This is a genomic window from Bradyrhizobium sp. URHC0002 (genome assembly GCF_054059515.1).
Genome location: NZ_JBSSCF010000001.1, coordinates 3629111 through 3642031, shown reverse-complemented (window position 1 = coordinate 3642031; position 12921 = coordinate 3629111). Strand labels below are relative to the sequence as shown.

Genomic DNA, 12921 nt, shown 5'->3' with positions numbered 1-12921 from the left:
ACAATAACGCGTTGAAAAGATCGCCTCATCGACATTCCTGCTGGCTACGCACCTGAGTGCGTTGGTTTTATATATTTTATCTATCAACCCTTCGGGTCCCAGAATGCTAAACATTTAGTGAAACCGCGCGATGTCCGCTCTGGGTCAAAACAGGCCGGTACCTGGCCCCGCATGGGAACAGACTGGCAATTCCAGAACCTTTCCCGAAAGCAGCGGCGCATGCCCACCGAATGTCCGTTCAGGGTCATTCGCGTCGTTCTGACCGTGCTCCGTTCACTTCCGGTCTTCCCCGACTAGCGGACATTCTCAGGGTCGGTCGGCATGTCTCAAACGTGCCAAAAGCGGCAATCGGCAATTTAGAGCGAATCGAATGCTTAGCTTGCGAGGACTCCTCGAAGCACAAATAAACTAGCCTCCTGGCTCAAACCCCTTCGCCTTGAACTGCGATCCGGCCTCCTGCCCCGCAAGGAAATCGATCAAGGCTTTCGACGCGTTCGCGGATGCTGACTCCGCACCAATACCGCCGCTGAACTGCGTCATGCTGCCGAGCTCGCCCGGTAGTGGGCCAACCAGTTGCACCCCTGCATTCGGCACGATCTCCGATGCCTGCGCGATGCCGAGCTCCACCTCTCCCTTCGCCACTAAGTCCGGCGACTGTGCACCGGGCACGAGCGTCGTCTTAGACTTCATCTGCTCGGCGATACCTAAACGTTCGATGGCGCGGCTGGCGACCACGCCACTCAGGCCTCCCTTGGCCGGATCCGCATAGGAGATCGACTTGGCCGACAGCAATGTTTGCTTGAACGCGTCCGCTGTCGAGATATCCGGCTTCGGCGCGCCGGCACGAGCCGCCAAGGCAACCGGAGTACTCGCAACATTGACGATGTTGCCTGGAGCCAGCTTGTTCTGCTTGGCAAGGTCGTCCATCATAACCCGCGTCAAGATGATCACGTCGGCCCGCTCGCCGTCGAGGATGCGCTTCTTTTGAATCGCGGCGAGGTCATAACTAATTGTCAGCTTGTTGCCCGTCTTCTGCTCGAAGATCGGCGTAAGCTCGTCGAGCGCATTCGTCAGCGCGACCGAGGTAAACACTTTCACCTCGGCCGCATCCGCCACCATCGCTGATAGCATCAGCCCTGTCAGAGCTGCCGCGGTCTGCATCGTCAGTGATCGCCCGTTCATGAATATCTCCCGGCCGGTACAGTGACGCGATTAAAGGTCATAACATCTCACTCGACAAGGCGGTGATTTCATCTTTTGGCGGTGCAGTAAGTTGCGAAATCACGCAGTCGTAAGACCCAACCTCCGATCCGTTGTGCCCGCTTTGGGTCAATCGCGTCGTTCCGACGGGGCGTGGTGCCATGAGCGGAAGCACTTGATTGGAGAGCAGTAAGACTTTCGCTTCTCAGTTCTGAAACATCCGATGACGATTAGCGGCGTTGGGACAGGGTGGCTGTCGATTTTCACTGCTTGCTCCAATAGAGCTTTGAGCATTGAATTCCACGATAGTACGCTCTGGCGCGAGTCCAATCTAACGCAGTGCTTGAGGCAATCAATTCTTCTCTGATCTCACGAAGCAAATCTCGATAGGCTTGCGCGTTCGCTTTTCCGCGATAAAGCGCACGAAAAACAAGATAGCCAATTGGTCAGCATGGAGGGATTAAATGTCACGAAAACTTTCGCGACGACAATTTGTAAACGCGACCGCCCTGTCGTCCCAACTGGAAAGCATGATCGAAGAAGTAAAGGACGGTCATTTGGATCGCCGCGCCTTCATTCGCCGCATGGTCGGCCTTGGTCTGACCGCACCCATGGCCGCGCAGGTTCTCGCTCTTGGCGGCGTGGCCGTGGCCCAGAGCCCCTCGGTTTATAAGCCCACCAAGCGCGGCGGAGGTGGCCCGCTGAAGCTTCTGTGGTGGCAAGCTCCCACCTTGCTCAATCCGCATTTTGGCGTCGGCACCAAGGACCAGGACGGCTCGCGGTTGTTCTATGAGCCACTCGCGAGCTGGGATCCAGACGGCAATCTCGCTCTTATTCTCGCCGCTGAGATCCCATCAATTCAGAACGGTGGTCTATCCCCCGACGGCAAATCGGTGACGTGGAAGCTCAAGCCGGGCGTCAAATGGCACGATGGACGGCCCTTCACGGCTGATGACGTGGTGTTCAACTGGGAATACGCCACAGACCCTGCGACTGCCGCAGTGACTATTGCCGCCTTCCGCGACGTCACGACCGTCGAGAAGGTTGATGATCTCACCGTACGCATCCAGTTCGACAAACCAACCCCGTTCTGGGCCAATGCCTTTGTCGGCCCGTTCGGTGCCATCATTCCTAAACATCTGTTTGCCAACTACGCGGGAGGCCGGTCCCGCGACGCCCCCAATAACCTGAAGCCGATTGGTACCGGGCCTTACAAGTTCGTCGAGTTTAAACCCGGCGACATTGTCAGCGGCGAGTTCAACCGTGACTACCACATGCCCAACCGGCCTTATTTCGACAGCATCGAGATGAAAGGTGGCGGCGATGCCATCTCGGCCGCGCGTGCCGTCATCCAGACTGGAGAGTACGACTTCGCCTGGAATGTCCAGGTCGAAGACGAGGTGCTGCTGCGCTTGGAAAAAGGCGGCAAGGGCAAGACCATTTATGCGGTGGGTGCCGATATTGAAACCATCTTCATTAACTTGACCGATCCCAATACCGAGGTTGACGGCGAGCGATCCTCCATCAAGACCAAGCATCCCTTGTTTTCCGATCCCGCGGTGCGCAAAGCCCTGTCGATGTTGGTTGACCGCGACGCCATTAAAAATGTCATCTACGGCCGCGCAGGACGCACCACCGCGAACTTCTTCAACGGGCTCGCGCAATTTGCTTCCAAGAACACGTCCTGGGAGTTCAACATCGAAAAAGCCGCTAAGCTGCTGGACGAGGCCGGTTGGAAACCTAGCGCCGACGGCATCCGCGAAAAGGACGGAAAGAAGCTGAAACTACTCTTCCAGACCACGATCAACGGCCCCCGCCAGAAGACGCAAAATATCGTCAAGCAGGCGTGTCAGAAGGCTGGAATTGACGTGGAGCTGAAATCAATTCTTGCTTCGGTGTTCGCGTCCTCAGATGTTGCGAACCCCGACACCATGAACAAGTTTTATGCCGACATCGAAATGTTGGCCTTCCTGGGCAGTCCACCCGACCCCGAGCGGTGGCTGGCCGCGTTTCATTCGCGCCGCATTCCCAGAAAGGACAACAAGTGGCAGGGCTTCAATTTGCCGCGTTATGCCAACCAGGATTACGACGCGACAATCGATGCCGCCACAGTTGAGACCAATCTTGTTAAACGTGCCTCTCTGTTCATCAAGGCTAATGACCTCCTGTGGCAGGACACGGTGCTTATCCCCGTGATGCACCGCCTCAAAGTCGCGGCAAGCTCCAACACGTTGCGCCCCGTGATTACCGGCTGGGGCAATGACACCGACCATCTGCAGGACTGGTATCGAGAGGAGGCAGCGTGAGTCTTAGTAGGGAATTGCCCTACACTCGCAGCTAACCACTTGCGGGGCTGGTCAGTGTCCGGTTGGGGTCATTTTCGGACTTAGACACGCGCAGTTGCGAGGTCCGCTTTACCCTCAGAGAACAGACGTCGCCAGCCGGGCCTGTCAGGTCCGAAAGGTGCCAGCAACAGACACTTGAACATTAAGTAGGCCGAGGCAACCTCAACGCCAGAAAAGAGCTGCCGTCACCAGCATGACAGAAAGCAGGCACAGAGCAATGAATACGGCAATGGTGGCGCGGTCATTCACCTTTTCCGAACAATGGAAAGGCTGGATTTGTAAATCACCCGAATGGGTAATTCCGATCTTACCACCGAAGTTTTACCGGCTACATCGCGAATAATAGGATGCCAATCGCGCCCGCTGATGAGGGCGGTCATTAAGGTCAGAAAACAGGCCAGCGCCCACCGCCCCGGCCTGGAAAAAGGCCGCCGACTGAGGCCGCGTTACTTCTCTGGGGAGGGCTTGAAGTAGGTTGCCGAGCTTCTCATCGCAGAAACGTTTATGACGAAAAGGATCAGCCCCTTTTCGTCGGTCACGTCCATCTGCCAGTCTTCATCCACCCACAACGCGCCGGCGTGAGCATGAAGAAGCAATCCAATGCGCTTGGCCGCTTCCACACGAGCCTCGTCCGAGTTCGACAGGTCCGCGAACTCCGTCTCCATGACAGTAGTTCCAGTCCGAACCTGAAAATGAAAGCGCACCGTTGCTCACCCCGCAGGTGAAGACCTAGGAGCAACAGTTCCAGCGTGTCCTTAGTTCCGTTAAATCAAGGGCAGAACAGGCCAGCACCCAACTGAGGCGGGCTTAGTGCTTCCTCCGCTCTAGCTCAAAGGTGAACCTGGCCTCTAGCAAAGGGCCATGGTCGTCGCGGACCTCGATTGACATCCGGTGACCAAGGATTGTTTCGGCTTTTGTCCAAACCGCGTGCCTTGCCATATCGACCAGCGAGCGGGCGGCTTCTATCTGGACGGCTTGAAGGGTGGGCAGTTCCACTCCTTCCTCATCGACGGCGAGTTGCCGCCCTCGCGCAAGTCGAAATAGAGCGTGGCATGGGAGCCAAACTATGTACCAAGGCTTTTCGTTCCCCAAACCGGATTAGGAAACTCCGCAGTTCAACTTAGGACTGCGGTCTACCTACGGACAGTACCTTGGCATGGGTACAGACCGAATAAGCCACCCGCAGATGCAAGCCACTCAATAGGCCAGCATTGCCGGGGCCGCCACCTGAGGCGGCGGCCTCACTGATGGCTTCAAGCCGAGACCGAGATCAGCGAGCGCCATCCGCAGTAATCAGTGCTTCGGTATTGGCGGCTCAGACGTGTGCCTGAATGTCTCGATGTGTCGATCCAGTTGCCATAGCTCAACATCGTGACCATCAACGACCTGCTTGGCGAGCCTGATAGCTTCGACATCGTCATCGCATCGCAGTTCGACACGATTTTGAACATGGCCGTCTGGTCCCATGATGTAGGCCCGGTAATCTGCCATGGCCGTTTGCCCTATGTTGGAGGCTGAAGACCCTTTGAGCTGAGCCACTCCCTCGTGTGGGAGGCGGTTTCTGCAAGCCGCGCCCTGCGAATAAGCCTGTCGCGCTCCACTCCAGGTGGGGTGCCTCGGGCTACTTTCCGCAGACGCTCGGCTTCCTCCGAAAGGCGGGTGTCGAGGGGATCGATAGGTTTGAAACGCTGCCGTTCCAGCATGGCGGGCTCCTTCCCTGCCTGCTAGAGGATGGCGGGAGCGCAACCGGCGTTCTCATCACCGATAAATGCCGTGGGACCGCGCGGTGTTAGATCAAGTATGAGCTGTCCGAACGGGAAAGGCTGGTCAAAATTGAACACCGACGGTCCATCAGGCCACTTGTGTGTGAAATGGGGACGCTTGATGACCATGCGCTGCTCCGTTCCGTTAGAGGAAGGCGGGAGCGCAACTGGCGTTCACATCACCGATAAAAGCCACGTATAAAACCACTATGCTCGCCGGTTCAGAGGCGCGCCAGCACTATATTTTGCTGCACTTGCGAAACTTTGCGGGTTTGGCCCAAGTGACTAAACTTGAGCTAGGCGCCCCGGTGAGCAGAAAAGCCGCCGTCCCGCGGCCTCCAACTGCATCGCCAGGGCGCCTCGACATCACGCGAATAGTTCAGCACCGGCCGGCGTGAATGTGACGAAAGTCCCGGAATCGTGCATCGCGAGCCAACCGCGCTCGATGGCGAGTTTGAGGCCCGCGCCGTATTCGGCCGGGCTGCCGCGGTCTCGGAACAGAAACGGTTCGTTGATCTTCTCGATATGGATGCGCCCTTGTATCGGCTCGACGGCGTTGGCGATCGTCAGGAGTCGGCGTGCCGCCTTTTCAGGATTGCGCTTGCCTTTGCGCGAGCTGGGAGTCGGCACGCGAACCGCGTCTGCGCTGCTCGGCGTGCCGGATCATTTCGCCCTATTGTCGTTCGCTGCCTATGCCGCGCCGCCCGGTGACGAACAGCTCCGCTCGCAAAAAAGGGCCGCCAGGATTCGGCGGCCCAAGTCTTGGGAGGAACGCGCTGAGAAGCAAAGCGCCTCTTGAGCCCGTCACACATAGAGATTGGCAGGAGATTGTTTCCGGCCGTCTTCACTCAAAAAGGAAAATGGCTGCGGGAGCGTTTCTTCGGAACCGAGGCCGTGAAGTCAGTTCACGGATTCGAGAGACCTCGCGCTCTAAAGTGGAGCTTTCAGCTTTGGTACGACTGGCTTCTTGTGCTCGATCAAGTAGTGCCACACTAGGCGGCCCGTTGAGTGAGCGCTGTGAGCCAAGCGCTGAACGACGCCGTCCCGGTTGGGTTCTAACCACAGGGCGGTTGCGATCATGATAACTGCTCCAGCAGCAAGGACCGTAATGTCGAGCCTGAGCCACTTCGGTACGAGATTCGCAGATTCGGTCATGACGTGGGTCCTCCACGCCCAGCATTCTCCGACGAGCCCGGCAAAGGCGCTGTGATCCCGTTTCGTTTCGGGAAAAAGTAGCAATCGGCCCGCCGATTCACACCCCGGCGCCGTGGTGGCGTGAGGAAGCAGCCAGCGCCGCGCGCTCGGCCGCCGACCTGCAACGTCTAGGGACAGGAACGGAGGCTCGGCAGCGAGACCCGCGTGCTCCCCACCAATACGAGCGGGCAACGCCTCTCCGTTGACGTCGATTCAAGGTGGCTGACTAGCCGGAACAGTAACAGCGGCTTGACCGGACAACTCAACCGGCCAAGCCGCTGCCATGGGATGATCTGCGGCGCGCCCTGTGTAGCAATGGTTCGGTGGCCAACAACCCCGTCAGCAGTCGGTGCATCATCGCGAATTGCGGGGGTGTGGATTCATGTACATATCCATTCTAATCGCTAGGCGTGGTGACACCACTCACCATCGAGCCGCGAGAGCAGCGATTGCCCCCGCGTGAACGCTTCGAGGATGGCGGGGTGCTGGGTTCGCACCAGCATCCAGCGCACCCACGGTTCAAACACGGCGCGCCGCGTAGCAAGCGGGGCAAGCAACGACAGATGCAGCACGCCGCACAGACTTGTGGCTCCCCGGAGCCATGCGTCATGAGCGAGGCTGTCGAAAACAGGAGCAGCCCACTCGGGATCAGCAACTAACTGCAGGACCTCGCTCCGTCCTCCACCCTTGTTCGCGTAGTACATGTACCAACCGACGACGGCGCCCTTGGCATGCAGACTGTTCAGAACGAGTTGCCCGTGCCCGTGCTCCTGCATCGACCTGGCGCGCTCGACCAGCCACTCGATTGAACCATCGGTCGCATCCGGACGTAGCAGATCCTCACCCTGGAAACCTGCAATCAGTGATGCAAGTCCGGCACCGGACACGGGTGTGACCTGCAGATCCGGCACACCGAACCTGTATGGACTTCGCGGGACGCGGCGAAGCATGGCATCCATGGCGTCGGCAGGCAGCAGACACACCGGGCGCAGAACCTTGGGCATCCGGTCTGTGACAAGTGAAGCAAGGCGACGCACCGGTCGCAGCGGCAATATCCAGCGAACGCTCTGTGCCATGCTGACCGTCATCCCCAGGCGTTCATGCAACGGCCGGTTGCGCTCGCCGACTTCGTCCACGAACGCGAAGTCCCGCGGCAACTCCAGATAAGCCCGAAACAGTGCGCCGCCCACTCCGCGCCCGCGGTGCGCGGGATGAACGACGAAGTTGGAATGCAGCGTTCCGGTGTAGGTTTGCCCGAGAAGCGTGAATCGACGTCCCGCAACGCCGATGAAGCCGACGACACTTCCTTCGTGCTCGTATACCAGTGGATCGTAACCTGGCAGGCGCGCCTGATTGTTCAGGAAGACCGTCTCGAGCCATCGGCGATACCGCTGCCGCAGCTGCGGCGTCATCGGTCGCGACGGCAAGAACACCCTGTTGTGCAGCTCGGCCACCTGGTCGATGTCCGAACCGGCGAGTGATCTCACGCCGCTCATTGAATTCCTCGATGGACCGATGTCGCTGTTTCCGGACTTCCAATGGTCTTTGAATCCCCTGAAACTCGGGGTCGAATTCCGAAGCTGATTCTATAGAACCTGGACGATGCCGAAAAGAACCATTTCCTTCAGCTTTTCCGGCGCTCGCGGCCTGGACGGCCTCGGTCCATCCGTCGCGAGCAGACGCCGGCACCGTGCGCGTTGTCTTCGGCGCTGCAGGCGTTGTCGTGGGCGTTGGTAATGGTCAGGGCACGCTAACATTCCACGGGAAGACGTATCCGTTCGGGGTTTCGGGTGTGAGTTTTGGCCACGCTGGCGCTAACCGTCAGTGAGGGAAAGGCGGGCCTTTGAACTTACGTACTCCCGGTGATCTAGCCGGCAACTATATTGCAGTCGCAGCTGGTGGCGCCTTCGTGGGAGGAATGGGTGTTGCGCGGTTGCGAAACGCCAATGGGGTTATCTTCTTGGTGGTTCGCGGCCCTAAGTTAGGTGCGGGCTCTCGCTCAACTTGGCTCGCGTTACCAGTACAATTCGAAGTTGACAATTCACTCCCCCCGGGAATTTTTCGGGCCGGGCCGTCATCAGGCTGATGACGATGAGGACGATGACGGGGATTGAGCGCGGGATGGAAGCTTGGCGAGTTGCTTTTTCTGGCCATCGCCGGTCCGCTCAAAGAAGCCGTCGATCACGCGGTAGAACGGCATGTGGGTCTCGGCCAGCGGGTCCGGCACCGTGGCTTGGCCTAGGTTGCCGGGAAGGCGCCGCAACGCGCATTCGCCCAGCCAAAACAGGAAGCGCGCCCAGCGTCGAGCCCGCCAGTACAGGCCTGCGTCGATCGCGACCGAGCGTAAGCTGAGCGCGATCCCCATCGACCATGCATCGCAGGCCTGCTTGACGGGATCGTCGTAAAAGGTCGCGATCTTCGTCTCGCCCATACCCTCGCTGGCGAGCCAGGCGGGTAAATGGACGTTGCAGAGCTGCGCAACGTCGGTGAACACCTTGTCGGTGCCCGAGCCGGTGACCGGGCAGGTGTTCGCAAAAGCGTCGCCGACCAGCACGAGGCCCGGCTGGCGGTAGTTGGTGCTGACATAGACGTCAGCCGGGCGGACACGGATATCGTCAGACACTGTGAACGTGCCGGTAATCCGCGCCAACCGCGGCAGCGCCGCGTTCAGCGTCTCGACCGGGGCGTGCCGCATCTGGCGTAACCAGGGATCGTCGGCCTCGCGGTAAGTAAAAAGATTGGCCCGCATCCGGGAGCCGACCGGAAACAGGGTTATGTAGGGGATGCGGTCGCGCGGTCGCTCCGAGAAATAGGTCATTGCCGGAAAATCGAACTTCGGTCTCCCGACCGGCGCCATGTCGAAGCCGATCGAGATCGAATGGCAGGCGCTGATGATCTCGCGCCCGATGCCGAGCATGCGGCGCAGACCGATATTGAGCCCGTTAGCGAGCACGACCAGCCGTGCCGAGATCATGGTGCCGTCGGACAACGTCAGCTTTTGCCGCTCGCCGCTGGTTGTGACCTCGACGACCTTGGCGCGGAGCCGTTCCGCGGGCGCCGTGATTTCAGCCCGGATCGCCATGATCAGCGCGTCGTACATGATGCCGTATTGGCGGCTCGGCGACTTGTGGAGCAGATAGCCGAATTGTGCGATCCAATTCTCGCCGTCATGGGTCGCCGCGCGCAGCACCGGATCCGCCAGCCCGGTCCGCTCAAACCGCGCTAGCTGGCTGTCCCCGCTGAGCTTTTCAGCGCGGAAGTCGAACGGGTAGGTCTCGTGCGGATCGATCATGAGGGTCGGAATCCCGGCCCGCCCGAGCATTGCAGCCGCAGTCGAGCCCGCAAGGCCACCGCCGATGATTGCGACGTCTGTGTAGCGTATGGGCAATTCCGGCCTTGAAACCCCCATCTTAGCTTCCATATCCACACGCCCCGACAGATTTTGTAGGCCGGCTGGTTTCGGAGCGCCCCGAACCGTAGGCCGAACGAGAAAGATGGGCCGAGCTCATGGGATATGCTTGCGCCCCCGGTCGCGATCAAACGCCTCTTACACTTGTTTGTTCCTCCAACGGAACCCGTCGGCGCATTGCCGGACGAGCTAAACCGGCGGCGCTGAAGCTTCGCCTGACTGTGACCCACCGGAACAGGCGCGTTCCAAAAAGTGGGTTAATCAGCGGCAAACAAATCAATGAACAATCGCCGGTTTGAGAATGGCGCTCCGTAAGGGATTGTACCCTATTCGAGGACGAGTGGGGCCGCCGCTGGGGGCATGCTAGCGACGACCCCCGCCGACCGCTTGGAGTTCGCTGGTGCGGCCGACCGATTCCAACGAGGGGCCGTCGGCTTGGTTGCTATGAAACGGGCGCCGTTGCTGGTTCAGTTTGGGTGTGGAATCGAACCGTAAATAGAACGGTTCTATTCGTCCGGCGTTGAGATCTCGCCGGAATCGTTGATGAAGAATAGCGGAGCCTTTAAGCAGAAGCACCGAATTCAGCCGTCAGTTGACTGTTAAAATGCCGTGGCCCAACCCGCGTACGCGCAAGCAAGCATCGTGAAGACTCGAAAGTAAATGGACATCGCCTTCCACGGTTTTTGTTAGACAAAGGCTACAGGCCAGTTCTTACAAGCGGCTGAGGCAGGATGGTCTTCAGCGCGTTGAGCGGTTGGTAACGATACACAGCGCTTGGATTCTGTGAGCGCGATGCCTTGACTGAATGCGAGTTACTTTTGGGCAGTCTCGTCTGCTTGAGCAGCCATATATGACGTTGCTATTGTCAGCAGGTGCACGGCGGCAGTTCCTAGCCGCTGCATCTCCTCATCTCTCGTATAGGCGGCGGAGGCACGGCGGTATGCAATGGCCACCGTGGCGTAGGCATCCGTGATCAAAGCCGCCACTTGATCGTTGTCGGCGATTTTCTGGTGCTCACGCAGTTTGACGACCCTAAGCGCAGCTTCCGCCGCGGCTTGAGAAAGTTGCGCATTTTCCAAGTTTGGATCAGAAAAACCAGGGTGACATGCTGCCGCCGCACCAGCGACCACCTCGTAGTATCGCTGTTTTCGGGGAGAATCCGCAGACAAGTAACCTTTCAACAGGCGGCGGGCCCTCGCTTCAAGGTGTTTGCGATCGTCTCGGATTACTCGCCGCTTATTGGGCTTGAGCCAACTAAACACCGTTTGCACCGTTTCGAGGCTCATTGGCTGTCCTGAGCCGGAGCCGGATCATAGCCAGCTGGCGATGACATCAGTTGCTATTTTAAGATCGAGTGAGCGCTTGGCGACCTGCTTCGCAGACTGGGTTTCAATGAAAAGGTGCGAAGCGACCAGCAAAACAGCGGCAAATACCACTACCAAATCAGTGGTCGCTAATTCTGCGCCTTCGTTCATTTCGCCTACTACGCAGTCTTTAGCTGGGCAAACGTCCTATTGATAGCAGAGTTCCACAAGATCGGGAAGAAGTGGCAACTGACCTACCAGTAGTTCCGCCAAACGTCGGGCAACCCTGTGAAGGTTAAGCGAAAAGCGCCTTCAAGCACCATACTTTAATTTATTCATACACGCGGGCGGAGAGCCGTAGGGGAGCCGGTGCGATCAGCGCGGAGCCGCACTCCTTTCCGAGAAGTCGCAGCATGCCTGCCGCAATCGGCGCTACTAACAACAACAGACATTAAGGCCAGATCCGCGGTCGCTTTGGGCCACAAGCCGGACAATGTTGATCCATTCGATCGCTTCGTCTGCAGTTCAGGTTGACAGCTGGGTCAACACTGGCGGCCGGATAACAGCCGGACGTCTAGCTTGGTCGCTTCAGGCGCACTTAAGTCATCTCAATCACGTTGTATGCCGCTATCGGACGACGCAACCCCTTGAGCGTCAGTTCACCCACGGGCTCCGCGGTCGCCCTCTCGTCAAGCGCCTCGCGCACCTTGCTATCGACGAGAATATGACCGTCGCGCGCCTCCGCGCAAAGACGGGCGGCGAGATTTACCACGGTCCCGATCGCGCTGTACTCAGAGCGGCCCTCGAAACCAATAGCGCCGAGCGTCGCATATCCATATGCAATACCGACTCCAAAACCAAGTTCGTGTCTTTCACGCCGCCACTTCTTCGATAATTCCAACAGGCGGCTTCGCATCGCGACTGCCATCTGAACGGCTCGCATGCATGGATCTGTACAAGGAATCGGATCGCCGAAAATCACCATGATTCCGTCGCCCAGAAACCTCTCCAACGTGCCTTCAAACTCGTGGACAAGGGAGCCTAAGGCGGCATGATATTCCTGCATCACCGCCATCACCTCTTCGGGCTCGGCAATCTCCGCGAAGGCCGTGAAACCTCGAAGGTCGCCGAAGAATACTGTCACTTTTCTGCGGTGGCTCACCAACGGTTCATATGTAGATGAAGAAAGAATCAATTCCGCTACTTGCGGCGAAAGAAAACGCTTTAAACGGCTGACCCGTTCAATTTGCACAACTTGCTCCGCAACACGCTGCTCGAGCATTCTATTCCACACGGCGAGCTCGACCGCCTGGGCTTCTACTCGATCATGCAGCTCCTTGATGCGGATCATGGAACGCACCCGCGCAACGAGAGCTGCATGGTCGACCGGCTTGGTCAGATATTCGTCGGCACCCGCGTTAAGTCCAGTGACGACATCCTGTGAGTCGGTTCGCGCCGTCACCATGATGATTGGAACAAATCCAAGCGTCGTATCGACCTTCAGTCGCCGGCAGACCTCAAAGCCATCGATCTTCGGCATCATGACGTCGAGGAGGACAACGTCCGGCGCAACTTCACGCACGACCGCAAGGGCCCTCTCGCCGTTTTCAGCCTCCACGGTCTGATAACCCTCGGCGCCGAGGCGAGCGGTTAGAAGGCAGCGATTCGTTTCGTTGTCATCCACGATCAAGATTCGAGGTGGGACA

Annotated in this window: 11 protein-coding genes; 2 read left to right on the top strand and 9 right to left on the bottom strand. The window is 58.5% G+C overall.

Translation table 11 applies throughout. The annotated features are described in order from the left end of the window. Nucleotides 1-408 precede the first annotated feature (408 nt). Nucleotides 409-1182, bottom strand: a complete 774-nt coding sequence (locus tag ACVWVY_RS17625; RefSeq protein WP_456627561.1) for a molybdate ABC transporter substrate-binding protein — start codon at nucleotides 1180-1182, stop codon at nucleotides 409-411. Between the two features lie 482 nt (nucleotides 1183-1664). On the opposite strand from ACVWVY_RS17625, the gene ACVWVY_RS17620 reads away from it, so the two are divergent. Beyond that, nucleotides 1665-3506, top strand: coding sequence for a peptide ABC transporter substrate-binding protein (locus ACVWVY_RS17620; RefSeq protein ID WP_456627560.1), 1842 nt, complete (start codon nucleotides 1665-1667; stop codon nucleotides 3504-3506). A 485-nt stretch (nucleotides 3507-3991) separates the two neighbouring features. Here ACVWVY_RS17620 and ACVWVY_RS17615 read toward each other — a convergent pair whose 3' ends face one another. Together ACVWVY_RS17615 and ACVWVY_RS17610 are read right to left on the bottom strand one after the other, a co-directional pair. Then, entirely contained in the window at nucleotides 3992-4249 is a 258-nt protein-coding gene (locus ACVWVY_RS17615; RefSeq protein ID WP_456627559.1) for a DUF6894 family protein, read from the bottom strand. A gap of 103 nt (nucleotides 4250-4352) precedes the next feature. Next, on the bottom strand, nucleotides 4353-4541 hold the full coding sequence (locus tag ACVWVY_RS17610) for a DUF6894 family protein (RefSeq protein ID WP_456627558.1): 189 nt from the start codon (nucleotides 4539-4541) through the stop codon (nucleotides 4353-4355). Between the two features lie 375 nt (nucleotides 4542-4916). On the opposite strand from ACVWVY_RS17610, the gene ACVWVY_RS17605 reads away from it, so the two are divergent. Further along, entirely contained in the window at nucleotides 4917-5063 is a 147-nt protein-coding gene (locus tag ACVWVY_RS17605) for a hypothetical protein (protein ID WP_456627557.1), read from the top strand. 611 nt (nucleotides 5064-5674) lie between these two features. Here the strand turns inward: ACVWVY_RS17605 and ACVWVY_RS17600 are convergent. From ACVWVY_RS17600 to ACVWVY_RS17575, 6 genes are all read right to left on the bottom strand, one after another. Then, the gene (locus tag ACVWVY_RS17600) at nucleotides 5675-5938 is read right to left on the bottom strand and encodes a hypothetical protein (protein WP_456627556.1); all 264 of its coding nucleotides are present in this window, start codon (nucleotides 5936-5938) and stop codon (nucleotides 5675-5677) included. A 968-nt stretch (nucleotides 5939-6906) separates the two neighbouring features. Continuing rightward, nucleotides 6907-7998: an N-acetyltransferase family protein gene (locus ACVWVY_RS17595; RefSeq protein ID WP_456627555.1), complete on the bottom strand. Its 1092-nt coding sequence runs from the start codon at nucleotides 7996-7998 to the stop codon at nucleotides 6907-6909. Between the two features lie 581 nt (nucleotides 7999-8579). Further along, a complete protein-coding gene (locus ACVWVY_RS17590) occupies nucleotides 8580-9884 on the bottom strand; it encodes an FAD-dependent oxidoreductase (protein ID WP_456632236.1) in 1305 nt (434 codons plus the stop codon). An 839-nt stretch (nucleotides 9885-10723) separates the two neighbouring features. After that, nucleotides 10724-11197 carry a hypothetical protein gene (locus ACVWVY_RS17585; RefSeq protein ID WP_456627554.1) on the bottom strand — a complete coding sequence of 158 codons (474 nt, stop codon included), beginning with the start codon at nucleotides 11195-11197 and terminating at the stop codon, nucleotides 10724-10726. A gap of 24 nt (nucleotides 11198-11221) precedes the next feature. Further along, entirely contained in the window at nucleotides 11222-11386 is a 165-nt protein-coding gene (locus ACVWVY_RS17580) for a hypothetical protein (protein ID WP_456627553.1), read from the bottom strand. 427 nt (nucleotides 11387-11813) lie between these two features. Further along, complete coding sequence (locus tag ACVWVY_RS17575) at nucleotides 11814-12899, bottom strand: response regulator (RefSeq protein WP_456627552.1); 1086 nt, start codon at nucleotides 12897-12899, stop codon at nucleotides 11814-11816. Nucleotides 12900-12921: the final 22 nt, after the last annotated feature.